The sequence below is a fragment of the Shewanella sp. SW24 genome, from assembly GCF_025653395.1.
In the GTDB taxonomy this organism is placed as follows: domain Bacteria; phylum Pseudomonadota; class Gammaproteobacteria; order Enterobacterales; family Shewanellaceae; genus Shewanella; species Shewanella oncorhynchi.
Genome location: NZ_JAKKSH010000001.1, coordinates 286672 through 312848, shown reverse-complemented (window position 1 = coordinate 312848; position 26177 = coordinate 286672). Strand labels below are relative to the sequence as shown.

Here is a 26177-nt window from a genome sequence, read left to right as displayed (position 1 = left end):
ACAACAATCCTAAAGCCGTTCAGGAAGCACTTGCCCTTAGTCTTTCAATCCACAATTGATGTGATCGCTCACTCAAATTTCATTCAACCTCACGAGAACCAGCTCTACTTTTGTTTTGAATCACAATTTTTTGCATTTTTTAAAACATTTTGTTCACATTAAAAAATTTGCTGTTAAACTCCAAATGTTGTTTTTTTATGGCACTAAATTCTGACCTTATCGCTAAACATAATAAGAATAATGCAGGAGTCACTCCTTAACATGTCGATCCGCCTATTACCCCTAATCATAGCGTCACTGCTCAGCACTCAAGTGCAAGCCGATGATTTTACTATTCAGTTAGGCGGCTTTTATTCGCAATCAGACACCAATATGGAAGTCACTAACCCTATTTCGGGTAATAATTTCACTTTAGATTATGAGTCCGATCTACAACTTGCAGAAAACGAATTTTTACCCTTTATCGAGTTAAATTATCACTTTAACGAACGGCACAATATCTACCTAGACTGGAAACAGCTTCATCGTAACGCCGAAACCCAAGCCTTAACCAAACCCTTCCAGCTCGAGATTAACGACACCATTTACGATATCAAAGCAGGCGGTAATCTAAATTCAACTTTAAACATTGATGTACTGCGCTTCGGCTATGGCTATGATGTATTTCAAGGCAGTAACTATGATGTCGGTCTATCACTTGGTTTACATACTATGTTTATCAAGACAGGTTTTGAAGGGGTGATTGGTGTTTGCGCTTCATCGGAATTACTCAATAATGTCTGCGGTAGCCAAGCAATTCCGCGCATTGTTGACGAAAATGTCACTGCACCACTGCCCGATATTGGCATATATGGTCAGTATGAATTTGTTCCCGGTTGGCAAATCACCAGCCATGCACAGTATTTTTACATCAAACTCAATGATGTCAAAGGCGAACTGGTTGATATTAAAGTGGGGGTTAATGCACAAATCACCCCAAACTGGCGTATGAGCGTGGCCTATAACTACTATAAAGTTGACGTTGATATCGCCCAAAATTCGCCGAATAAAGATACTCAAATCGCCGATTACAACATCTATTACAATTTTATTGGCCCTATGCTTTCTATCAGCTATTCCTTTTAATTCAATAAAAATCTCTTCCCATATTGTATTAAACACCCCTTCTAGCTCAAACAGTTGCCCGACCTCTGGCCCAAAATTAGTGCTAAAAAATAAGGGCGCCTACTGGACGCCCTCATGATCCAACCCATTAAACCTATTTACGGCCATCCTGCTCACGTTTGGCTTTAAAGTCTGATGATTCAAGCCAATGGGGCCAATCTGAACCATTCGCTAAGGTGGTTATCATACTGGCGATCAAGTCTAGGTCTTGACTCACGCCCTCCAACGTCCAATTTGGATCATAATCATCGGCTCCTTGGTGATATTTATGCGCAATATAGTCAGGATCTGTATCCCCAAGACTCATAAATAACAATCCTGGTACACCTTGTTGGGCCAGCGCAAAATGGTCTGATCTAAACATCAATCCATTCTGTGGTCTTGGATCCGCTTTTACCGAACGGTCTTGGGCTTTGGCGGCTTTATCTAAGTATTGCTCCAACTCAGATACCCCTTCCCCATAGCGCAAAATGTAATCAACGCCTTTATTTACATTCATGCCATCGATATTTAAAAAGGCGACGATATTTTTGGTTGGCACACTGGGATGCTGAGCAAAATGCTGTGCACCAATCAGGCCCGTTTCTTCTGCAGTAAAGGCACTGAAGAGCACCGAGCGATCCAGTGGCGCCGTGCTAGCTTGCTGTTTGAAGTAACGCGCTAACGCTAAAACCCCCGCCACACCGCTGGCATTATCGACCGCTCCGTTTAAAATCTCTGACTTACCGTCTTCAATCACAGTGCCAAGGTGATCCCAATGGGCATGCATCATCACCACTTCCTCGGGGCGCGTTTTACCGGGCAGTAAAGCCGCAACGTTATGGGACTCGGCGCGTTCAATTTTATTGTTTAACGTGAGCTGCGCGCTCAGCTTAAGTGGGATAGCCTTAAAGTTTGGCTTGGCTGCTTGCCGTTTTAAGTTATCGAAATCCAATCCCGCTTTGGCAAAGATTTTTTGTGCGGTTTCGTGCTGAACCCAGCCCATCACGCCCACTTGACCTTGGTTATTATTGGCATCGACCAGAGTAAACTTAGTGCCCGTGTTGGAGTTTTGCACCACTCCCCAGCCATAGGCGGCAGGCGCTGTTTCGTGAACAATAAACACGGCCTCAGCGCCTTGACGCGCCGCTTCCTCATATTTATAAGTCCAGCGACCATAATAGGTCATAGCATTGCCTTTAAATATTGTTGGATCTTGGGTCGCAAAGCCGGGGTCATTCACGAGTACGATGACCGTTTTGCCTTTTACATCTAACCCTTGATAATCATTCCAGCCATGTTCGGGTGCATTGATACCATAGCCAACAAATACCACATCGCTTTTATTCAAGCTGATTTTTTCGGCGATTCTTTGGGTTCTCGCGGTAAATTCACTGCCATTGGCAAATTTAAGTCCGCCGATATCAAGCTGCATGTTTTGATCGGCACTAATTTGCGCCAAAGGAACCGCCTGTAAATAGCTATCGCCAAATCCGGGTTTGAGACCCATATCTTTAAATGCTGTCACTAAATAGTCTAAAGTTAAGGTCTCACCTTCAGATAAGGGCGCGCGTCCCCCAAAAGCATCGCTCGCTAAGGTTTTCACATCGGTTCGGTATTGCACGAGATCGAGACTTTTCACAAATGCCGTTTCAGCAAAGACAGGTAATGAGATAGTGGCCAACAGACTTGTGGTTATGATTAAATTTTTCACAACTTTCTCCCAAGTTATTATCATTATTTGGTTTTAAGGATAGACTTTACCATATCATCTTTAATTTATGATGGAAGTCTTAGCGCAAACGGAGTCGCTGCATCCAAGAGTAAACGGTAATCATGTCTCCATCTGACCGATATTCTTGTCGTTGACCTCAATCTGACTGCAACAGAATAAAAAATAGCGAAAATTTTAAAATATCCGTGCATTTTCATTAAGTAAGGTAACAATATGTCGCTAGAGTTATTACAAGCCGCTGCACTGAACCTCAAAAAAGCAGTGCCTCTGATGCTCAAACATAAAATTCCGACTACACCCGTTAACTATGCGCTTTGGTACACTTATGTTGGTGAACAAAATCCCGAATTAAATCAACAACTCGATACTGTAATTGCCCAATACAACACTTGCCCTCCTGTCAGTAGCGAAATCTTGTATCGCCAATATGTTGCCGACCCAGTTGAACTCGATGTCAGAGAAATGCGCCAAAATCTGGATGCTATGGTGACTGAGCTTTCCCAATCACTCAAAGATACCAATCTAGATGCCAATGACTTCCAGTCGCGTATCGAAAGTAATTTTGAAAAGCTCAACCGCATCGAAGACGAAGGCTTTAGCGTCGAACAAGTACTCGATCTGGTCCGCAGCTTAGTGAAAGAGTCGGACAATATTCGCTCGAGCACAGAGTTCTTTACCGGTCAGCTGCAGAAGGCTCAAACCGAAATAGACGCACTAAAGAAAAAACTTGAACAAACAGAAAAAGACGTTCTCTACGATGCACTGACGGGCTGCTTTAATCGCCGCGCCTTTGACACTGATTTTGCAGGAATGATAGCCCAAGCCCCCTTAGGCACTTGTGTGATCTTGGCCGATATCGACCATTTTAAAGTGTTTAACGACACCTATGGCCACCAGCTCGGCGACCAAGTGTTACGCGCCGTGGCGAAACGACTACAGGAATCCTGCCGCGATGGCACGAAACTGTATCGTTTTGGCGGTGAAGAATTTGCGATTATTGTCCCTAAAAGTCAGCTACGTATCGCAAGGCAACTGGCCGAAGCTATGCGCCGTGGACTCGAAAAACTCAGTTTAAAAGACAGACGCAAAGACGAACGCATCAATAATATCAGTGCTTCCTTTGGCGTCGCCCAATGGCAAGAAAAACAAACGGGTATGCAATTGATTGAAGCGGCAGACAAATTACTTTATGAAGCCAAACGCTTAGGACGAAATCGTGTGCTGCCTATCAGTAACTGATGGTTATAACTTAGCCTGAAGCCGATAATTCAGCTTCAGGCTAAGATGATTAACAAAGGAGCATTTTTTTGAAAGCTACATGAAGGATTTAAATGAGATTTCAGATTAATGTTTGAAACTGCGAGAAACAATTCCAATATTCCCTTGCACGCCACTCCCTATTGAAACGGATACATTCGTACCGTGTGTTTCCATCGACTCATTTTCGACGGGAATCGCCTGCACCACAAACCGCAGTTCAGCACCACCTTGAAGTGAATCGAAGGGATAACACGTAATTAACGTTAAGCGATTATCATCGGATGGCACCATAAATTGAGTTTCTGTTTCATGTACTACCTGAGTCGCCACCACTTCATAAATAATGTGATTGCCTTTAAGCGTTTGTAACGATAATCGACGCCCCACCGCCATGCCATTGAGTATCGCAAAATGCGTGTCCCTGTGGCCAGCAATCACAGTATTGCCTTTTTGCCCCGCTGGCGCACTGGACAACACCAGACTCGGACCAAAGGCCAAATTTCGCCCAGAAGCCCCCGCAAGAACATATAAACTGTCATTAAGCTCTGCTTCAATATTGTTGTTAGCCGCCACTTGCTCACGATGAATAGACAGCTTTGCCACGGGATAGGTATCCGCCCATGACCAAGGTTTATGGGATTGGCCATCAGCCAAGGTTTTAGTCCACGCCTGTTCAATCAAATACTGGGCAAAGTGTGCTTTAGCTTGCATATAGAGTCCCTTTCCTAACAATGTTGCGCCAATTAAAAATAATCCCACCACTAAAAATCGCTGTGTTCTGCTTTTGCTCATCGCGCTTAACTCATCGTTCACTGGTAAGTGCCACCAAGGCAGCCTTCTCTTCCCGTCTTTGTCGAAGAATCGATCCCGTAAGAATCAAAGCGAGTAGCAAGGTCAGCGCACCTAATAACATATCCAAACGGCTTGACGTCGCGGTTTGCGGCAAGGCTCCAAAAGGTTGCCAACCTAAGGGCAAGTGCTGACGAACCACGGCATCACGGCTCATTGCAGTTGAATCAATTGGGGTTAAGTCCACCGCCACTAAGCTGGTATAGGCGCTGACTAAGTGATAATTCATTGATAAGGCCGTCACTTGCTGTTTGACCTTGTCATCATTCGCGCCATTTTTACTCAACTCCAATGCACCAATCTGTTTACGCGCCCACAGTAAGTCTAAACCTGCACCTTGATGGGTCATCAATCCTGCGGAGTTATCCTGCAGCGAGAGCGACTGTTGCCAGTTTTGATGCCCTTGCCGTCCTGAAATCACTAACTCCTGTGGCTCACGGGCGCTGCGCTTTAGACTCACGAGCACTGGCTCACCGCGGTACAGATCGGCAATCGGTGATGGCCAGTAATCGGGCACACTGCCATCATCAAAACGCACTTGAATATCGGTTAACACGGGATATTGAATTTTGCTGAGTAAGGCGCTGATCTTCTCATCGACTTCATCCACTTTGCCAATATAGGTAAAAGTGCCACGACCGAGTTCAGCCGCCCTTTGCATAAAGTGAGAATTAGGCGCCGAACCTATGCCGACAGTAAATAGGCGACTCTCACCTATTTGATAACGGATCAAATCAAATAACGCTTGTTCATTGCCCACAGAGCCGTCGGTCATAAAGATCACTTGGCGCAAAGGCTGCGTTGCATCAAGCGATACACTGCCCAAAGATTTTGGCAAGGCAGCGTCCAGTGCTAACGCCATTTCAGTGCCACCATCGGCCTGTAAACGGCTCACAAACTGACGTGCCCGTGACAAATTCGACGAGGTCGCCGGTAATGGCACTGCTGAGAACTGAGACAAACTGGAGTTAAATTCGATAATGTTAAAACTGTCCTCCGGCTTCAGTCCTTTTAACGCGTATAACAGTGCATTTTTAGCTTGAACGATAGAATCCCCCGCCATAGAGCCCGAAGTATCAATCACTAAAATTAATTCACGGGGCAAACTCGGCTGAGTACTCTTTTCAACCTTAGGAGGCAACACCATGACGAGACTGTAATTATCATCATTTACGCCGCTGGTTTTACTTGTCTCAAGTGTATCCTGAGACAAATTTTCGCCATCGAGCTTATGGGTTTTACCTTGCTGATTAAACACCCAAGCCATTGGGCTCGTGCCCTGCTTTACTCGCCATTGCAGCACAAAATCACGATTAGCGGGCACACGTTGCGCCAGCGATACATCGACCGCGCCGCTGTTGTCTTGCTTGAGTTTGATGTCATGGTAAGGACTCTCAATGGACGCTTTATCAACCCCCTTTGCGAGTAAGACTTGAATGTCTGCCTTCAGCACAGGATCACGTCCACTGGCGCCGTCCCGCACTGGTGCCACAATCCGGTCAGCATCAAACACCTGCGAACTTGTCACTCGGCTTGATTGGCGCACCTGTGCCATAGGATCATGTGAATCGCTAGCACTTGAATCCGATGTTAATCCCGGAATATAACGGGGCGCGACCACCAGCGGAAAACGTAAACTAAACAAACCATCTTCATATTTAATGGTCTCCTGATAGCTGATTTCTACAATCAGCTCCTCTTGAGGAGCTAGGTTTGCGACTTCGGTCGTGAACATATTAGGCCGCTCTTGGCTCACTAAGCTGGCACGTTTGCCTTCAGCTTTCGCTTGCTCAAAAATCTGCTTGGCATCGGCCTTAGGATGAATTTGCCCTTCGATCACTCTCTGGCCTATATGTAATCGCAACGAATCCACCGCAGCCTCATTGGGCAGCGGGAACAAATATTGCCCATTCAACACAAATTCAGTATTGTTGCGAAAAACCTGTTTCACGCTCACGCGATTACTTAAGCCAGAGACTTGCATCGACACTTGTGTATCAAGCGGCAAAGATGGCACCCATGCACCGCTCGGCTGACGATAAAGTAATAATCCCTGAGTAATATCATCGTAATTAATGATGTGTGACTCTGTGTTATGTTGCCCGACCAATGCCGAAGCCATATTCTGTGGCACAGATAATGTGCCGGTACTATTCGGCGAAGCCAATGCCACAAAGGGAAAACCCCAACACACGGCGGCGCTGATCAGCAATACCGCTACCGCTTCACTCACTTCTTTTACCCTTTTCCCTGTGATCATCACAAAGGCTTCCTCTATTAACAAATATGAACTGATGTTGGTCGTCATTAATATGAACGACGTAAAATGGACTACTTAAATTGACCGCTAGTCAGCAGCATGCCTGGCCGTCAAGGCCAAATGAGGCTGTAGTGTTAATGTCACGCGGCGGTCGAACACATCCGATTCTCTGTCTTGGTCGGCTTTCAAAGGCGATAAAGCACCAAAGGCTTGAGTGGTCATACGCTCGGCAGTGACGCCTTGCTTAATCAGGTAGCCACGCACCTCCAGTAGACGCTGCTCAGAAAGGGCTTGGTTGTAACTCTCATCACCACGGCGGTCGGCATAACCCTTCAGCTCAAGATTGAGTTCTGGTGACAAATTCATCACCTCAGCCACATCATCTAATTGGGGCAAAAAATGCGATTCAACCTCAGAGGAACCGGTACGAAACTGTACGCTAAGCCCCAAAGCAAGTTCACTGAGCAATTGACGTTGCGCTGACAGCAACTCATCAAGCTCTTGCTGCGCCTTGGTATATTCGCTCGCCCGTTTTTCGGCGGCTTGCTGTTTTACACTCCACTCGGATAACTGGGACTCTTGCAAATGGATCTGTCTTTGCTGAACATGCAATGTGTCTGTATCGCTGACCGATTTGCCAATTAAGGTGCCTGTGAACGCACCAATAATGGCCCCCACTGGACCACCGACTAACGCCCCTACTAAGGCTCCACCACCGAGGCCAATTAGGGCTTCCGGTTGTTCGTCCTCGCTTGCGTATTCGTCATCCATCGCTATACCGCTTGCATAGGCATCATTTTCTAGGGTGAGGTCTTGTCCTATCACTTGGTTTTGAAGTGAAACCCGCGCCGACACACTGGCTACAGGTGTGCTTAATAAACTCAAAACCAATAGATTAATTAGTGTCTTTTTCATCATCTCATTCCTTTTTGATTATTAGCTGAGCTTGGACTCGTACCTGAAGCAATCCACTCAACACCACATCAGGTCAAACGGGTACAAAACTGAATGGGGCTATTAAACACAAGTGGAATGGCATGAGCAGGGATGGAAAATGGCAATACAACTATCAATTGTGGCAACAAAATGGCAATTGCATTTGTGGCCTTTTTTCTCGGGTAAAATCCTGTATAGTCACGAAAACTTACTCCCCCAAGTCAATAGGAATACGGCTCTATGAAGCGTATAGCCATAGTGGAAGATGAAGCGGCCATTCGCGAAAATTACAAGGACGTGCTGCAACAACACGGTTACAGCGTGCAAACCTACGCCGACAGACCATCGGCCATGCTAGCCTTTAATACCCGTTTACCGGATTTAGCCATTATCGACATCGGCTTAGGTAATGAAATTGACGGCGGCTTTATGCTATGTCAGTCATTGCGCGCCATGTCGAGCACGCTGCCGATCATCTTTTTAACCGCCCGTGACAGTGACTTTGATACTGTGTGTGGCCTGCGTTTAGGCGCCGATGATTACTTGAGTAAAGAAGTGAGTTTTCCCCATTTAACCGCACGGCTAGCCGCATTGTTTCGACGTTCTGAACTTGCGGCCAGCCAAACGGCGCAGGAAAATCTGCTCGAACGTGGCCCACTGACCATTGATGCCAACCGCATGCAAGTCTATTGGAACCAGTTACCAATCGAGCTTACCGTGACCGAATTTTGGATGGTGCATGCGTTAGCCAAACATCCAGGCCATGTACGCAGTCGCCATGAATTAATGCAAGAGGCTAAAATCTTTGTCGATGACAGCACTATCACCTCCCATGTGAAACGCATTCGCAAAAAGTTTATCGCTACCGCGCCAGAGTTTGATTGTATTGATACTGTCTATGGTATGGGTTATCGCTGGGACAGCTTAGCCTGATCTATGGCTTAACCAACCTTTAAGCGCGCGGCGTTGAACCAGATAACCTTGGATGAATGAACTTTTAAACCCATTAATGCTGATCCCTAACTTATGACACGTTTCCCCTTTGGTCTACGCACTAAAGTCATCGGCCTTAGCCTGTTCTTGCTCTGCCTTCCTTGGCTGGGGTACCAATATGTGTGGGAAATGGAAAAGTATCTCCGCCACGGCCAAGAACGCACCTTAGAAGGCACCACTCAAGCACTAGCCACCGCGCTGCACGAGCGGCCGAAATTGTTCGATGGGCAAGCGAGTTTTTTAAAGCAAGTAGAAAAAAGCCGCGATCTATACGCCTATCCACTGGCAGGGGCGATTCTACTCGACGGCAAACTCAACGAATGGCAGGAATATCAGCACAGATTTATCCAATACGGTGAGGCGCACCAAATTATGCGTGCCGATCCGAACGCCCCCCTGACCTTAAGCTTTACCCACATGGTCGGCCAATACGATGGTTATCTGTATGCTTTTTTTCAAGTCATTGATCCAACAGTGGTACTGCGGGGTAAAAATGCCCTTAGTGTCGATAGAAACGATCATCTCTCGATTGCGACACTCGCGCCCGACAATAAATTCAAACGCTATATCGTTGCCACGACTCAACCCGGCTGGATCAGCGCCTTCGAATTACCCGCTAATCCTAAGCAAACTGTACCCGTCACACCTGAGGTGCGCATCCAAGGACAATGGGCGACGACAGATGTGGGCTACAATGTCGAACTGCGTATTCCCTTAGACATGGTCGGCAGCAAACTCGGATTTGCCATTGCCGATGTCAACGACAGCAAATACCGTGATGTCGCTGCAGTTGTCGGCACCTCGGCCTTAGATACGGTCGACAATCTCGGCACTGTGCTGGTACCATCACCGGAAATTGAAAGTATTATCAAAGGCATGAGCCACTATAGCTCACGTATTTGGGTGGTCGATAAACACGGTCGCGTACTGGCAAAATCCGGCGACATTCGCGCTAATGACAGTGTATGGACCCGCACCTTAGAAGATGAAAAGAGCACCGCGCTGTGGGATACCTTCAAGCGTGATTATCTGCATCCGCTGTACTATAAAATTCTCACTAAACCGCCCAAAGACTTTATTGATTCCTTACAAGATTCCACCGAGCTTGACGGCAGTCATATCCAAAAAGCCCTCGCGGGTCAGCAAAGTTCGACTTGGCGGTTAACCCCAGACAACAAAGCTGTGGTACTCGCCGCCGCGAGCCCCATTTGGATTGATAACAATGTGATGGGGGCCGTCGTCGCCGAAGAAACCACCCACGGAATTCGAACTCTACGTAACCGAGCGCTAGAAAAGCTCTTTAACGTGATTTTGACCATTATGAGCATGGGCACTTTGGCGCTGTTCTTCTTCGCCTCGAGTATTTCTAACCGCATCCGTAAATTGCGCGATGAAGCCGAAAACGCCATCGATAGCCAAGGCCGTGTGCGTAATCACCTCAAACCGTCGAAGGCTCGGGATGAAATTGGCGATCTGTCCCGTAGCTTCTCTAGCATTGTGGGACGACTGGGTCAGTACACTCACTATCTAGAAAACATGTCGTCGCGCCTGTCCCATGAGTTGCGCACGCCCGTGGCTGTAGTGCGTTCATCCCTTGAGCATTTAAACCTGCAGACTTTAGATAAAGACACGCAAAAATATGTCGACCGCGCCCAAGAAGGTGTCAGCCGCTTAAGCATGATTTTAAACAACATGAGCGAGGCAACACGCTTAGAGCAGAGTTTAACGCAAGCCGATATCACTAAGTTCCCACTCTCCCAAGTGGTCAGCGGTTGTATGCAAGGTTATCAAATGACCTATCCAGAACAAGGCTTTAGTGTGAAAGTGCCCGAGCAACCACTGATGATGCAAGGTGTGCCAGAATATATCGCCCAGTTAATGGACAAACTTATCGCTAACGCCATTGAGTTTTGCCATAAAGACAGTGCTATCGAAGTCACGCTCACCCAAGTGGGTAAGCAAGCAACTCTGCTTATCAGTAACTTAGGGCCTGAACTGCCCATTGATATGTCGGAGCAGATTTTCGATTCCATGGTGTCGGTGCGGATAAATCAAGCCCAAGATAAACCCCATCTTGGATTAGGTTTGTATATCGCACGATTGGTCGCCGAGTTCCACCAAGGACAAATCCTTGCCCGTAATCGCAGCGAACATAATGGTGTGGATATCCTTGTTACCTTACCTTTAAATTAAGAACATGCGGGCTTTAAGTTAAGCGTGTTACAGCTTTTAAGCCCTGCGTCATAATCTCAACAGCTAAAATACAGGAGGCCAATAACATGAGCCAAACTCATCACGCGCCTCCTGTCATTTATGCGGGCAGATGCTAAGATGACCGCCATAACAATCGATTAGAAACGCCAATTATTCTCCCAAATTGTTCAACCTCTTCGTTCAACCTAAATGCCAAGGTAATGATCCAATGACAGATAAACATCATCAAGCCACTCAAATCGTCAGCTTAGGTCGAGACAAAAAATGGACCAAAGGCGTGATCAATCCGCCCGTCTTTCGCGCTTCGACTATCGTCTTCGAAACCATGGATGAAATGCGCCACGCCGCGAAAAATAAAACCAATGGCGAGATGTTTTATGGCCGCCGTGGCACCCCAACCCATTTTGCCTTTCAGGCCGCGATTGCCGAACTAGAAGGCGGCGTCGGTACGGCGCTGTATCCTTCTGGCGCTGCGGCGATCAGTGCGGCGCTACTGTCATTTTTAAAAACGGGCGATCATCTGTTAATGGTTGATAGCGTGTATGAGCCAACGCGGGATCTGTGCACCCATATTCTCGGCGGTTTTGGTATCGAAACCACTTACTACGATCCGCTGATTGGCGCAGGCATTCGCGACCTCATTCGCCCCAATACTAAGGTACTGTTTTTAGAGTCTCCGGGCTCCATCACCATGGAAGTACAAGATGTACCGACCTTGTGCCGCATCGCCCACGAACATGGGCTGATCACTATGCTGGACAACACTTGGGCCTCGCCCATCAATAGCAAACCCTTTGAAATGGGTGTAGATATCTCAATTCAAGCGGCGACCAAATACATCGTCGGTCACTCGGATGTGATGATAGGCACGGCCACGGCCAACGAAAAATACTGGCCACAATTACGTGAACACAGTTATTTAATGGGACAAACCACATCGCCAGACGATGTGTACCTTGCTGCCCGCGGCCTACGTACCTTAGGCGTGCGTATGGCGCAGCATGAAAAAAATGCACTGCAAGTAGCCAACTGGTTGAAAACCCGGCCAGAAGTCGATCATCTGCGTCACCCCGCGTTCGAGACATGCCCTGGGCACGAATTCTTTAAACGCGACTTTAGTGCCTCCAACGGCTTGTTCTCCTTTATCTTAAAACAGTGCGATGGCGATGCGGTCACCGCACTGGTTGAAAATATGAGTCACTTTAAGATGGGCTTTTCTTGGGGCGGCTACGAGAGTTTAATCCTCGGCATTTTCGGCATTGAAAAAATCCGCTCGGCGACTCAATGGGATGTGAGCAAACCTTTGATCCGTTTACATATTGGTTTAGAAGATCCCGCTGATTTAATCGCCGATCTCAGTGCTGGGTTTGAACGCTTTAACGCAGTATTGGCGGCCAAAGCTAAGTAACGATATTTAATGTACTAAGTGCTAGCAGAATATAAAAAAGGGGCGGAATAAATATTCCGCCCCTTCTCTTATCGATACTGACACAAATACGAATTTTTATTGCAATATCATTATGCTTATCGCAAATAAACCGCTAAATCATAAACTCTACGGTGATTAATTCGCTTTCGTTCCAATACTTAATGCAGGATCGACCCAAGCCGCAGAGCCATAAAGCGGCACTGTTGAGAGCGCATGTTTATGGCTGCCATTGGTCTCTTTCGTCGAATAGGACAAATACAACAGAGTCTGATTTTGCGCATCGTAAATTCTACGCACTTTTAATGACTTAAATAAAATACTCAGGGATTCAGTGAAAATCACTTCGCCGTGTTTCCCCATGTCTATCTTCGCCAGATCGGCCGCAGTAATTGGCCCAGTTTGACGGCAACTGATCCCCATATCGGACGGATCAGCAAAATCTAAATTGGCTTCGATACGACTGATATGGCAAGTCACCCCAGGTATTTTAGGATCGTTTTTAGCATCAATAATCACATCTTTAGTGGTAAAAAGCCCTAAGCTCACCTTACCCACATCGTCACCACAACCCGCAAGCAATAAACCTACAGAGGCCGCAAACGCACACTTCAACAGAGTTTTCATTCATACATCCTTTTACATTAGTGCTTATATGCTAGCGCTTATATATTAATACGTAGCGAATAATTTTTGTGCCCAGCGGGTTAACCCGGCTGTCACAGAGCCAAAGTGATCGCCGACCACGACCGGAATATCGGGATAAATACCAGCGATTTTCGCATAAATCGCAGGGCTTCGTGCCGTACCACCCGTCACGTAAATCACATCGGGTCTGCACTCTGCTTCAGCGGATAAATCCTCTGTTGCTGAGCGGTTTACCGCGACATTTGTTGCAGCCAAAGTTTTTGCAGCTTGCGTGAGCGCTTGGTGCATCAGGGCTTCCACTTTCGTCAGCGACGGCTCAATGGCATTTTCAAACAATTCACAACTCACACCTGCGTGCAGCGCCGCTTCGATAAAATCCAGATTAACATCAGTATTATCGGTATCTGACAGTGCAATTTTCGCACGCTCGGCTTGGCGAACCAGTTGATAGCTTAACTGCTGCTGTTGCACCTTTAACAATCGCTTCAGTAACTGTGGCTGCTCGGCTTCTTTAACCAATTCATCAATCAATTTACGGCTACTTAAGGTACTGAATTCTCGCTGGGCGCTAATATCATTCACTGCAACCGCATTCCAAAAGGTTTTACTGGGCATAGGTTTGCCATTGATCATCAAGGAACCTAAACCAAAGTGCGGCATAAAGGCATTCATTGCAAGGGCGATATCGAGATCGTTACCGCCGATCCGCTGGCCGCTGTGACCGAGGAAATCTTCACTGCGATCCGCTTTTTGTTTATGGGCGGGTCCCATTTTTACCACAGAGCAGTCCGTTGTACCGCCGCCTACGTCGACGACCAATACCGTTTTGTTGTCGGTCAAGGTCGCTTCATAATCCATCCCCGCCGCTAACGGCTCGAACAGAAAATCAACGTCGATGAAACCCGCGCGTTTTGCCGCTAAGGTCAAAATAGCTTCGGCCTGACGGTTACTCTCTTCACCGCCTATGCCTTGAAAGTTCACCGGACGACCAATAATCGCATGGGTGATCATCGCAGTGCTACCCTGTTTCACAAGGTCTTTTTCAACTAACACAGATTCAGCGCGCACTTTAATATGCTGCATCATCAAGGTAACAATATCTTCAAACAGGGCCACTTGTTCGGGTCTAAGCCCTGTCGCGCCTAAAAAGGATTTTGGCGAACGGACATAGAATCCCTCCTCCGGCATCTCTAAATACGCGCTCACCGCCTGCTCGCCAACAAATACAGCCTGAACATCGGCATCGAGATCTAACTCATGGCGCACCATACGGGCGCGACTCAATTGCGCGGCGCGCTTTTTGGCGTAATCGGCTTTTAATTCAGTGGGAAGGCCACGATAAACCGCCTCGGCGATCAGTTCCCTGTCCATCGCGTATAAGGTCGAAGGCAAATAAGCTGATTGCTCTGATAACGCCAATAACTGCACACCATCATCCAGCATGATCCCTACGGCGCAGTTAGCACTACCATAATCAAATCCAACAAACATACCTTTTACTCCCGCGATAAAAAAGCCGAGCAAGATAACATAGTTTGCGATAATGCCCAAGGAGTTAACACTGACGGATTTATTCTCCAGTAAGCCACGCTTGCACAGTTTCTCAAGGCTTAAATCGCAGTGACGCGAACAGAATTTAAGCTCAATCCAAGATGATCATCATAAGGTCATATTTCTGTCACACTCGTCATCAAGTTGACATATTTCCCTCGTATCTTTATCCCAGATAAATCCCAGACTGATTTTGGCGTGTACGCAATATTTATCATTGAAATTCCTTCACTTGTCGGCAGTAAATCTGATTGCACAACGGCGGATGAATGCTATTGTATATTGCGCCATGACGCTTGCTTAAAGGAGCTGTGCAGTGTCCCCGAATACCGATAAACTTTCGATTGATAAAGAACTCTCTTGGTTGTCTTTTAATGAGCGGGTATTGCAAGAAGCCTGCGATCACAATGTTCCCTTAGTGGAGCGAGTGCGCTTTTTAGGGATATTTTCCAATAACATGGATGAGTTTTTTAGGGTGCGTGTGGCTGCGGTCAGACGCTCCATTTTGCTGTCATCCCTGCAGGAAGGTCGCAGTAATAGCCGCCATTTAATGGCCAAGATCCAATCGAAAGTCATGGCATTGCAAGAAAGGTTCGATGGCATATACACGGATTTAATGCGCGAACTTGTGCGCCGTAATATTTTGTTAATCAATGAGAAACAATTAAGCGAGTTCCACAGCGACTGGCTGAAAAAGCATTTTAGAGACCATTTCAAACGCCATATAGCGCCGCTTATGGTCAATAATAATCGCGATCTGATCAAGCAAATCAACGACGACGCCACCTATTTGTGTGTGTGTTTGTTCACTAAAGCTCGCCGCCAATACGCCTTAGTCGAAGTGCCGACTAAAAATGTACCGCGATTTATCGAACTCCCAGCCGAAAAGAGTAAAGCGAAAAAATATCTGATTTTATTAGATAACATTATTCGCCACTGCGTGGATGAACTCTTTGGTCCCTTCTTCGAGTACGATGCTATCGAAGTGTATTCGATGAAGTTAACCCGCGATGCCGATTTTGATATCACTGACGAGCTTGAACAAACCCAGCTGGAGAAAATGACCAAGGGATTGAAAAAACGTCTTACCGCCGAGCCTGTGCGCTTAGTGTATGACAAAGAAATGCCCGAACACATGTTGGTGATGCTCAAAGAAAACCTGAACATCAGCTCGACCGAATGTTTGATCCCAGGCGGGCGTTACCATAGCTTTAAAGACTTTATCGCCTTCCCCAACCCGAGCCGCGACTACCTCGAAAACGAAAAACTACCGGCGCTCAATAGTGCAGGTTTTGGCCGCAGTGCCAACAGTTTCGATGCGATTCGGATGGGCGATATCATGCTCAATTATCCGTACCATAAGTTTTCCCACTTTACCGAAATGGTGCGCCAAGCGGCCTACGATCCGGCGGTGCGCTTTATTCGAATTAATTTATATCGAGTGGCGAAAAAATCCCATGTGATGCAATCGCTTATCGATGCAGTGAAGAACGGCAAACAAGTCACCGCCGTAATTGAACTCAGGGCCAGATTCGATGAGCAATCCAACATCGAATGGACCCGCATCTTGGCCGAAGCGGGCGTCAAAGTTCACCACGGTATCACCAGCTTAAAAGTGCATTCCAAGTTGTGTTTAATTGGCCGCGAAGAACAAGGGGAAATCAAACTTTATTGTCACGTCGGCTCAGGCAACTTTAACGAAGGCACGGCGCGGGTCTACACTGACTTGTCGCTGTTCACCGCCAATCAAGAAATTGCCCGTGAAGTGGAGCAAGTGTTTGACTTAATTGAGCATCCGTATCGCCGCGATAACTTCCAGCATTTAATCGTGTCGCCCTACGATGCCAGACAAAAACTGAGTCACTTGATTGATAATGAAATCGTCAATGCCCAAAGCCATATGAAGGCGGCGATTACCTTAAAACTAAATAACTTACTCGATGAATCCTTAGTACAAAAGCTCTATGAAGCCTCGGCGGCTGGGGTCAAAATCAAGTTACTTATTCGCGGCATGTGTTCGCTTATCCCGCAAATTCCGGGGATCAGCGACAACATCGAAGTCTATAGTATCGTCGACCGATTCCTCGAACACTCGCGGGTGATGCTGTTCCACGCGGGTGGAGAGAACAAACTCTTTATCTGCTCCGCCGACTGGATGAGCCGCAACATAGATAATCGCGTCGAAGTGAGTGTGCCGATTTATGATCTGCGCCTAAAACAGATGATAATGGATATTTTATCCTTACAGTTCAATGACAACACTAAAGCACGTGTCATCAACAAGGAACAAAGTAATCCTTATCGGAATCGCGGTAACAAACGAAAAGTGCGTTCTCAAATTGCCATTTATCAATATCTGATTAATTATGAGAAGCGCCAACTGCAAGAATTTAATGCCTTACGTATGTCCACCCATGAGGGTGACGCTGAGCGAGAAGTGAAAACTCAGCCTGACATAACACCTGAGTTACGGGCCAAAGCCAGCTAATCGCTGGCTTTATATCGCTTTGATTGCCTAAGGATAATCCGATTGGTAACCACATATTCGCACACACAGTCACACGCTACGCCCAGCAATGTACTCGCAAACTCTAAATCGCGCCACTTTGTCGCCATCGATATGGGGTCGAACAGTTTTCATCTGGTCATTGCCCGCGAGCAAGATGGCAGTTTGCAGATTTTACATAAAGAAAAACAACAGGTTCAGCTCGCCACTGGGCTCAATGCGCAAAATATTCTCGACAATGATGCCATAGAACGTGGACTCAATTGCCTACGGGATTTTAACCAACGATTTTCCAATCTCGACCAAGCGCAAGTAAGATTAGTCGCCACCCACACTCTGAGAATCGCCAAAAACCGCGATCAGTTTATCGAGGCTGCACTCGCCATCATGCCCTATCCGGTGGAGGTCATTTCGGGCCATGAAGAAGCGCGTTTGATTTATAACGGTATTGCCCAAAGCCAAGTGCTAGGGAAAAGTAATTTAGTCATCGACATCGGTGGCGGATCTACCGAAGTGGTGATCGGCCAGAAAAATACCCCAACTCAGTTATCTAGCCTGCGCTGCGGTTGTGTGAGTTTTAATGAGCGTTTCTTTATTGATGGGCTCATCACCCCAGCCTCATTTCGCGATGCCCAAAGTGCGGCCGATAAGCAGTTCGCGTCGCTCTCAAAGGAATATTTCGCGGGTGGCTGGGAACTCACCTTGGGTAGCTCAGGCACAGTAAAAGCCATCTGCGAAGCAATTCAAGAAGAGCACGGCGATGAAACCATCACGCTGCCACGACTCAAACAGCTCAAAATCAAGTTAATCAAATGTGGCCATATTAGCCAAATCCAATTTGCCAACGTCGATGATAAACGCATTCCCTTAGTGCCCGCCGGACTTGCCATTTTGATCAGCTTTTTTAGGCGCTTACCGATTCAAAAACTTGAGTTTAGCCCAGGAGCACTGCGTGAAGGCGTACTCTATGAACTGGCAAAGATTGGTCAATATCAGGATATTCGCCACCGCACCGTCGACAGTATTGCCCAGCTTTATCATATCGATATGGCCCACGCGGCTAAGGTACGCGACACTGCTATGGCCTTGTTTGAACAGGTCGCCGATGAATGGCAATTAAGGCCCCATGCGCGCTTGCTTGCCTATAGCGCGACTTTACATGAAATCGGATTACACATTAATTCAAAATCCCTGCACAAACACGGCGGTTACATTATCAGTAACAGTGACTTACCTGGGTTTAGCGAAGCATTACAGCTGGATTTAGCGCGACTTATCACCAACCACAGAAAAAAGCCTAACGAATTAATGCTCGCTGAACTCGATCCCAACCATAAGCTCACGCTCAATCGCCTACTCAGCCTGCTTAGGCTCGCTGTCTTGCTCAATCTTGGCCGTATCGCTAAGACGCTGACCTTAGATCATATTAAAGTGATCCCCGATGGACTCATGCTAGTACTACCAAGCCATAAGCGGAAAATCAGCTTGTTTATGAAAGATTTACAGCGAGAACAAAAACAAATGCTCACCCTTGGAATGAACCTGCGTTTAGTGTCTAGTCTGACTTAGCTGTTACGGCGTTAGCTCAGCCTAACGTGGCCGAGGCGAGTGTGGGTTAACTCTGTGTGAATACGTTTAGCGAAGAATTCAGCACTGAAATATGCCCTTAATCGAGGGCCATTATCTCGCCTAAAACAAGGTTAAGTTAGCTGTCAATCTGGCTAGGTAACCGGATTTCAACAGCATAGCGGTAGACTTAATCCATGCGCCACAACAGATTAAAGTTTAAAGGATTTTTAACCCTTCACTAAAGCACAAATTCCTGCTCGCGCGTTTGCCGCTGAGTGGGAATTTCTGCTATCATCCACGGCTGACTAATCATAATTCCACGAATTTAAAGATAATCAGAGTCAAACCCTTTTTATCTCGCGATATCAGCCCCATCGCCTGCAGGTACAAGTATGATTAACCACTTTAGTGTGCTTGGTATAAAACCCAGTGCCAAAGAAGACGACATTAAAAAAGCCTATCGACGGCTGTCAAACAAATATCATCCCGACAAGTTGTTAGGCGCCTCGGAAGAGGAAAAGCAGCAAGCCGCCGTACAACTTGAACGCGTTAAAAATGCTTATGATGTGTTGTCCGATCCTAAGCGACGTAACGCGTTTATCAAAGATTTCAATAACGTCATAGTGACCGATCCCGCGAGCGCCATGCGCGAGCTGTGGGATCAATTTTATCCTTGAGCGTTTTCTAGAGTAGTGTCAAATGGTCAAAAAACTGAATATCTCACGCATTAATGAGCTAAAAAATAATGCCTACGACAATATCGAGTCTTACGACGATCCCGATACACCTAAAGCGCTAGAGCAATTTACTAGCCAAATCAAAAAGGTGTTAGAAGCCGATCCTAAGATGCTCGATACTGTGCCTGAGTACCTGCCTGTCGCGCTTTACGGTCGAATTAAGTTTCCCGCCGAAGCCAAACTCAAGTGGGCACATTGGATAAACACGGCAACTCAACCCGAGTGGGATGAGTTTAAAGTCACGATTGGCTTTAACAATGCTGATTTACCTTTAGTGTTAGCCGTGCGTGGTTACTCGGAAACCTTACTGATTGAAAGCTGCGCCGTGCTGTATTTACTTGAAAATCAAGGTAAAACAACGCCAGCAGCAAAACATCACGACGATGACGATGAAGATGATGACAACGATTATGTTGGCACCTCAGATAACGACGACGATGATGAAGGCGAAGAGGAAGATGGCTACTACGATCACTACGATGATGAGGACCGCTAATGAACACTAGTCTCATTGAGATTACCGTCGCCGAAATTAAAGAGTTGGCGGACGTAGAGCCAAAACAAGCGAGCAAACGCTTTGAAATCATTGCAAATACCATGAGCGACGAGCAATTAGTCGAAGTTATCGAACACATGGATATCGTCACGCTGACCCAAATCAACAGTCATCATGATATCTCTTGCCCTTCGATCATGTCTGAACTCATGACCCCAGAACAAATTCGCGACATCGTCTGTCAGCAACCTTTGTACTGGGAAGAAAAAATCAAAAACAATGCCGAAGAGCTTATTCAGCATACCTTTGATTTTTTGACCTATTTAATTCGCATCCAAGATAGCGAAGAAAAGCAAACTGCGATTCTAGAATGTATAGCCGAAGATCCAGCGGGCCTCTTCTACCTGTCGATCCCTTTCATCGAAATGATGTTAGGCGAAAAACATGAAGATGAAGACGGCTACACAGATCTCTACGATGACGAAGAAGACACTGAAACCATCGGCTACGACAGCCGCGTCGCCAGTGAAGATGCACACAGCCTCAGCATAGACGACCCACGCAGCCTAATGGCCTTGATCCACGAACTCGCGCCCGATGTTGAAAAAGCCATTAAGAGTCTGCTACGAAACGAAAGCTCAGGTTGGGAAATGATCATCAGCAAGTTTGTCAACGAGCTGGTTATTCAAGCCAAAGAGAAAAACCAAGTGACGGATGAATACGCTGAAGTCGATGATATGTTTAGCTTTTTGGATTAAGGAATTATTTGATGCAACTGGTACTGCGTGATGTAGATCAAGGACCCTACCTGAGCAAGGTATTGATCCAAGGCCAAGCAGACGAAACGCTGAGCGGTGAACAGCTGTCACAAATCAAATCCAAAGCCATTTTGATGAGCCTCAAACTGGCCGATAAGTTTTACAACAAGTACAAAATGCACCTGCTCGAACAAGCGGCGCACGATGTCATTGGTGTGGTGAGTCTTGGTTTGATGGAATTATCAAACCAAAACCCACAGCAGGCGATACGCCTGTTGATCACCGCCGATGGCGTAGTCAAATGCTTTCAAAAAGGCTGGAGCATGCTCAGCACTGTCAGCAAGCATAAACTCATCAACGGCAAGTCACTGTACGGTGATGTCGACAAGTTCTTGCTCGAACAAGTGTCCAGCCCGCCCGATGCGGAAGAATGGTTAGGCTATGAAGCCTATCAAGATGCCCTGCTTGAACATCAACGCCAACAGTCGATAGCGGCCCTATTGGCACAGTTTTACGCGCAATCGAGCTATGATCCGCTAGATTTTCTCAATCTAGAGAGTGTATTAGCCGAAGCGGTACTGTATCGATTGTTGTTTGATGGCGCCAAAGTCAGACAGGATTTGAAAAAGCGTATCGGCAAAATCACCTTAAAAGAGGAATGGTTTACCCGTGAGCATATCGAATTGGAAACCCAGAAAGCGTTAGCAGAATTACCCGCAGAACTCGCTGAAACCATCAGTAAAGATCTCGGTAAAAACTTTGTCCCCGCCCTACTGCGTACCCTGCACTTTGCGAAAAGCTACCGCGAACTCTTACTCAGCGACGCTTCACCCGAGCGCTTAGAAAGATTCGAACATAAAGAAGGTCTCGTCGGCCTCCTTGGCTGGCCACTCTACATAGTACTTTGATCGGTCCTTTAATCAGTAGTGTGTTCAGTACGTTAACGAGTACTTAAGTCGTTTTAAAATGAGTGCTTTATTGAAAAATAAAGCACTTTTTAATGTCTTGTTTCTCTATGTCCAATCCCATCAATCAGTATTTAGGTCTCAGCTTTGAGTGTTTTTAGCTTTAAAATAAGTAACTTACAGAGATATAACTCTTCAGTTAGATAAATTCTGGAGATTCATCCCTCCTCAGATAACCCCAAATCCGAAACATACCATTTTCTATTGAATAAGGAATTGAATATTGGGCTAATTGTGCGCTTACAACATCAGAAAAGTCCGTCACTCGATCCGCCACTAATCTGCCTAGCCATTCTCTTTTGAATGGATCAACTTCTAACCACTCAATGGTTTCTGCTATTTCAAGCAACTCGTGCCACCACACAGCAGTAAAACCTGCATTAGGGTTTTCATCATAAATCAATTTGTATCGCACATGGGGAGTAAAGTCTTCAGACTCATTTAATGCCTTTTCAAGCTCGCACCACTTTGTTTTATTCATTACAGACGAAAGCTGATGCTCGTTTACATACTTCAAAACTTCAGAATTCATTTTTTAGTGTCTCAAGCGACTAAGTGAAAAACTTAATGATATAGCTTTAATAGATATATATTGCCAATAAAAACTAATTAAAATGACAGATAAAATGATGGGTAATAAATTAGGCCAGCCATTTTTAACCGTGGAGCGCTTATTGGTTTGACCTACTCATATTGGCTTGCCATCGTATTTGCTCGTCGACAGGGTGAATAGAAGCCTAGGGATTCTAAGTTTATGAACGAGAGCCATGGAGGGCGAACTGGCAGTTAAGCATGGATGTTGTTCCAGTCCATCCTAGAATGCACGACCGCCCCATCCATGGGGCGGACGGTCGTATCGCAAATCACCACGGCTCACCTTTCGAGCATTCGCGTAACCTGTAGGTTTAAAAGGCATACGTAACATACTTTTGGACAAAACCTTGTTAGATAATTCACTCTGCTTAGTCAGATTCGGATTAGCTATTAGTAACGTCTCTGTTGACTGTAAATTAATCAACTCTCGATATTACTAGTCGGAATAGGCATAGCAGGGACATGAATCAATTCTATAAAGATTTGATTCATCTCAAGGGAAAAAAGCGCCCCAGAATAGCTGCAAACGGGGCATTGGGGATAGCGTGAATCAGTCTGATGTAGAGTGATTCACGGGCACGATTTTTAGTTAAACAACCATGAGGAAATCGATGGCTAATGCTCGACTCACCGAGCAGATTTAGTTGGTCGCTCTTTAGACGTGTTTTTTGCACTAAAGCTGACAACTACTATGCTTTTGAATTTATCAATCAACAAATATAGATTCTTCTGAAGAATCAGCATCAAGTAACATTTGAGCAAGGACTTTATCTACCCTTTTACCGTCCATATCCATAATTTCGAGTCGCCAACCTGCAACTTCAACAATATCTGTGGTTTGAGGTATTTTCCCTAATTCATACATTAAAAATCCATTTAGCGTTTGATAACGCCCATCCTCTTCATTTGGCAATTGCTTTATACCTAAAGCGTCTTTTAGGTCAAAAATAGGGATTAGACCATCTAGTAATAATGAGCCATCTTCCCTTTTTATCACCATCTGATCATTCACATCTTCCTGAAAAAACTCACCAGTCAGTGCATCCATCATATCTTGAAGCGTTACCAGCCCTTTCAAATCACCATATTCATCAACAACAAACACCATCTGCGAGCCTGTAGTACGAAAATGCTCAAGTAGCTCCATTCCAGATAAGCTGTTGGGTACAAAGTTACAATTCTTAACGAGATCCACCAATTCTAAACGTTCACCCGCGATAGACTGTGAAAGGAGTTGTTTAGCTGAAATAATACCCACCATATCATCGACATTGTTACGACAAACAGGAAATCGTGAGTGAGGAGACTGCATAACAGTTCGCAGATTTGCATCAAGAGGCAGGTTTAAGTCGAGAAATACAATATCAGACCGTGGCACCATCAAAGAAGAAATAGTACGTTCATCTAATCGAAAAACGTTTTTAACCATCGCATGTTCATTGTGCTCAATCACCCCTGCAGATGAGCCTTCCTGCAACATTGCCTGAATATCTTCCTGAGTCACATTGTCGTCAAGTCTATGCGAAAATCCCATTAGACGCATAAGAGCATGAGTTGAACCGGATAACATCCATACAAATGGTTTGGTTGCTATTGCTAGAAATACCATTGGTTTAGCCATTAGACAGGCAATACTTTCCGCACTGACTTGACCAATTCGCTTGGGAACTAACTCACCAATGACAATTGACACATAAGTGACAATGATGACCACTAGAACGGTTGAAAAGATGTTGGTTAAATCTGGACTTAGACCAAAAGTCTGAAGCCAAAGTGACAAAGGTTCGGCGAGGATGGATTCACCAAATATTCCGTTTAAGATCCCTATTGATGTTATGCCTATCTGCACAGTTGACAAGAATTGCGTTGGATCTTCTGCCAGTTTGAGTGCTGCTTTAGCAGTGCTGCTACCGCCATGAGCAAGGGCAGTTAGCCGTGACTTGCGAGCAGTCACAATGGCGATTTCCGACATAGCAAATAAGCCATTTAACACAATCAAACCAATAAGAATAAAAATTTCCATAGTCGTGGCTCTGGGTTCCGCTTTAAGTTGAACAAGAAAAAATGAATAGACAATTGATACTGAAACTCAATGAGCTCAGCTAAATATCGAAAGATAGCTTAGATACAACTCATGAAATAATCTTCTTAAATAACAAAAGAATATAACGAAAGGACCTTTCCCAGAACGGGCTTGGGGTATGATTTGAAATTCTCAGAACAAACCATCTACTACCTGCTATCAACTTTTTGATTAGCCGTGTATTTGATTGTGTAGAAAGTTGTCTTAACTCATTGAAATAAATGGAAAGACAATGCTTATTGATAATGGCTGCAACAACTGAAGTTACAGCGTATCGTCGGTGAGGGTCCATAATCCTACATAAAAAAGTGATTGTAATTCGCATATTAAACGAAAAGAGAGAGTTGTAAAGTATTAGTAATTAACATAATTAGTACGGATACTTAAGCTCTAATATTAAAAAATTATAGCTTAAGTGTATGAGTAGCGAAGACTACTTAGGTCATCAGTTGTACGGAGCACTTACGTTTTTACCTTACTTAAGCACACTAAGGTTAACAAAAATTTAAGAAAAACACCTAAATTTTAATGAAGCTCTAGTTGATTAGAATAAAACCAAAAGGCATAGTGCGCACATAGATTTTAACCGTTATCGCATTAAAGTGAATTTTTGCAAAGTGTCCTTATCCTATCTCCAATAACAGTGGCACTGAGTGAATGATCCATTTTGTAAGAGTGTAAAAATGCTATACATAAAAGTTTTGGGCAATGGATGCACAAAATGCACAAGTACAGCAGTGTTAATCACTGCTATAGCGACTAATCATGGCATCAGTATTAACTTGATTATGGAGTCAGATCCAGAAGTGATGATGGACTATAGAGTGGTGAGCTCACCAGCGGTTGTTATTAACGAAAGATTAATGCATTGGGGCTCTACTCCCCAACCATACATGGTTGAATCATGGCTAAACATTTTGCGCTGAATTGTTGCATTATCACTGCTCAATAAATCAATAAATCAATAAATCAATAAATCAATAAATCAATAAATCAATAAATCAATAATGTACTTTCTTATTTCACTCTCACTTCAACTCCCAATTAATATTCTATACATATAGAAAACAAAGAAAAATCACACATTATTATTGTTGAATTGTTACCTTATTTTCCAAAATATCTGTAAGCACAACAATACTCATTAACAAAGGCCGGTCAATATCCAAGCTTGATACGACGAGTCTACTGGTTTCAATTAAGAATGGGGCAGAAGCGCTTTAACCCAAAGCTAACGCCAAATACTAGATTTTGCTCCCGAGAATCACTTCAAAGTCTGATCAACTGTAACGGTTTATGAAATCCCTGATGGTCAGGCCTTACTTTTTGGTAGTCATTACTTTATGTATCTCAAATTATCAGACAACAAATGGCTGAACTTCAAGCTGTGGTAAACTTTGGGGCAATAGCTTTTTAGCTAAACGAACAGCAGAAGGGTTAGTTAAGATTGGCAT

Annotated in this window: 20 protein-coding genes; 12 read left to right on the top strand and 8 right to left on the bottom strand. The window is 45.3% G+C overall.

The genetic code is table 11. The annotated features are described in order from the left end of the window. Positions 1-261 precede the first annotated feature (261 nt). Positions 262-1125 carry a hypothetical protein gene (locus tag L5M17_RS01420; protein WP_028760263.1) on the top strand — a complete coding sequence of 288 codons (864 nt, stop codon included), beginning with the start codon at positions 262-264 and terminating at the stop codon, positions 1123-1125. Positions 1126-1258: 133 nt separating this feature from the next. On the opposite strand, the gene L5M17_RS01415 is transcribed toward L5M17_RS01420, so the two are convergent. Then, positions 1259-2881, bottom strand: a complete 1623-nt coding sequence (locus tag L5M17_RS01415; protein ID WP_263144682.1) for a M28 family metallopeptidase — start codon at positions 2879-2881, stop codon at positions 1259-1261. A gap of 210 nt (positions 2882-3091) precedes the next feature. Here L5M17_RS01415 and L5M17_RS01410 point away from each other — a divergent pair, with 210 nt between their 5' ends. Beyond that, positions 3092-4117: a GGDEF domain-containing protein gene (locus L5M17_RS01410; RefSeq protein WP_028760265.1), complete on the top strand. Its 1026-nt coding sequence runs from the start codon at positions 3092-3094 to the stop codon at positions 4115-4117. Positions 4118-4222: 105 nt separating this feature from the next. Here the strand turns inward: L5M17_RS01410 and L5M17_RS01405 are convergent, their stop codons facing one another. The 3 genes from L5M17_RS01405 to pdsO form a co-directional block, all read right to left on the bottom strand. Further along, the gene (locus L5M17_RS01405) at positions 4223-4930 is read right to left on the bottom strand and encodes a class GN sortase (protein ID WP_263144680.1); all 708 of its coding nucleotides are present in this window, start codon (positions 4928-4930) and stop codon (positions 4223-4225) included. 10 nt (positions 4931-4940) lie between these two features. Next, positions 4941-7247 carry a marine proteobacterial sortase target protein gene (locus L5M17_RS01400; RefSeq protein WP_263144678.1) on the bottom strand — a complete coding sequence of 769 codons (2307 nt, stop codon included), beginning with the start codon at positions 7245-7247 and terminating at the stop codon, positions 4941-4943. 87 nt (positions 7248-7334) lie between these two features. Then, the gene (gene pdsO, locus L5M17_RS01395) at positions 7335-8165 is read right to left on the bottom strand and encodes a sortase-associated OmpA-like protein PdsO (RefSeq protein ID WP_263144675.1); all 831 of its coding nucleotides are present in this window, start codon (positions 8163-8165) and stop codon (positions 7335-7337) included. Positions 8166-8423: 258 nt separating this feature from the next. Between pdsO and pdsR the strand changes: the two genes are divergently transcribed. From pdsR to L5M17_RS01380, 3 genes are all read left to right on the top strand, one after another. Continuing rightward, positions 8424-9116, top strand: coding sequence for a proteobacterial dedicated sortase system response regulator (gene pdsR, locus L5M17_RS01390; RefSeq protein ID WP_006081337.1), 693 nt, complete (start codon positions 8424-8426; stop codon positions 9114-9116). Positions 9117-9209: 93 nt separating this feature from the next. Beyond that, positions 9210-11369 (top strand): proteobacterial dedicated sortase system histidine kinase, encoded by a 2160-nt coding sequence (pdsS, locus tag L5M17_RS01385; RefSeq protein ID WP_028760269.1) that lies wholly within the window; start codon positions 9210-9212, stop codon positions 11367-11369. A gap of 229 nt (positions 11370-11598) precedes the next feature. Then, a complete protein-coding gene (locus L5M17_RS01380) occupies positions 11599-12798 on the top strand; it encodes a cystathionine beta-lyase (RefSeq protein ID WP_263144672.1) in 1200 nt (399 codons plus the stop codon). Positions 12799-12954: 156 nt separating this feature from the next. Here L5M17_RS01380 and L5M17_RS01375 read toward each other — a convergent pair whose 3' ends face one another. Together L5M17_RS01375 and yegD are read right to left on the bottom strand one after the other, a co-directional pair. Then, positions 12955-13443 carry a CreA family protein gene (locus L5M17_RS01375; RefSeq protein WP_131525552.1) on the bottom strand — a complete coding sequence of 163 codons (489 nt, stop codon included), beginning with the start codon at positions 13441-13443 and terminating at the stop codon, positions 12955-12957. Positions 13444-13488: 45 nt separating this feature from the next. Beyond that, a complete protein-coding gene (gene yegD, locus L5M17_RS01370; RefSeq protein WP_263144667.1) occupies positions 13489-14955 on the bottom strand; it encodes a molecular chaperone in 1467 nt (488 codons plus the stop codon). 376 nt (positions 14956-15331) lie between these two features. Between yegD and ppk1 the strand changes: the two genes are divergently transcribed. The 6 genes from ppk1 to atcC all read left to right on the top strand — a co-directional run bounded on the left by ppk1 (position 15332) and on the right by atcC (position 21989). After that, positions 15332-17503 carry a polyphosphate kinase 1 gene (ppk1, locus tag L5M17_RS01365; protein ID WP_028760273.1) on the top strand — a complete coding sequence of 724 codons (2172 nt, stop codon included), beginning with the start codon at positions 15332-15334 and terminating at the stop codon, positions 17501-17503. A 42-nt stretch (positions 17504-17545) separates the two neighbouring features. After that, positions 17546-19090 carry an exopolyphosphatase gene (gene ppx / locus L5M17_RS01360; protein WP_173496575.1) on the top strand — a complete coding sequence of 515 codons (1545 nt, stop codon included), beginning with the start codon at positions 17546-17548 and terminating at the stop codon, positions 19088-19090. A gap of 392 nt (positions 19091-19482) precedes the next feature. Beyond that, positions 19483-19767: a J domain-containing protein gene (locus tag L5M17_RS01355; RefSeq protein WP_006081330.1), complete on the top strand. Its 285-nt coding sequence runs from the start codon at positions 19483-19485 to the stop codon at positions 19765-19767. 22 nt (positions 19768-19789) lie between these two features. Next, positions 19790-20323, top strand: coding sequence for a cold adaptation protein AtcA (gene atcA, locus L5M17_RS01350; RefSeq protein ID WP_131525555.1), 534 nt, complete (start codon positions 19790-19792; stop codon positions 20321-20323). Beyond that, the gene (gene atcB / locus L5M17_RS01345) at positions 20323-21081 is read left to right on the top strand and encodes a cold adaptation protein AtcB (RefSeq protein ID WP_006086363.1); all 759 of its coding nucleotides are present in this window, start codon (positions 20323-20325) and stop codon (positions 21079-21081) included. The genes atcA and atcB overlap by 1 nt, the downstream gene beginning before the upstream one ends. Positions 21082-21092: 11 nt before the next feature. After that, positions 21093-21989, top strand: coding sequence for a cold adaptation protein AtcC (gene atcC, locus L5M17_RS01340; RefSeq protein WP_131525556.1), 897 nt, complete (start codon positions 21093-21095; stop codon positions 21987-21989). Positions 21990-22185: 196 nt separating this feature from the next. Here atcC and L5M17_RS01335 read toward each other — a convergent pair whose 3' ends face one another. Both L5M17_RS01335 and L5M17_RS01330 read right to left on the bottom strand, forming a co-directional pair. Continuing rightward, positions 22186-22578, bottom strand: a complete 393-nt coding sequence (locus L5M17_RS01335; protein WP_131525557.1) for a DUF6678 family protein — start codon at positions 22576-22578, stop codon at positions 22186-22188. Between the two features lie 768 nt (positions 22579-23346). Further along, positions 23347-24663: a hemolysin family protein gene (locus L5M17_RS01330; protein WP_131525558.1), complete on the bottom strand. Its 1317-nt coding sequence runs from the start codon at positions 24661-24663 to the stop codon at positions 23347-23349. A gap of 743 nt (positions 24664-25406) precedes the next feature. On the opposite strand from L5M17_RS01330, the gene L5M17_RS01325 reads away from it, so the two are divergent. After that, complete coding sequence (locus tag L5M17_RS01325) at positions 25407-25649, top strand: thioredoxin family protein (protein ID WP_131525559.1); 243 nt, start codon at positions 25407-25409, stop codon at positions 25647-25649. Positions 25650-26177 lie beyond the last annotated feature (528 nt).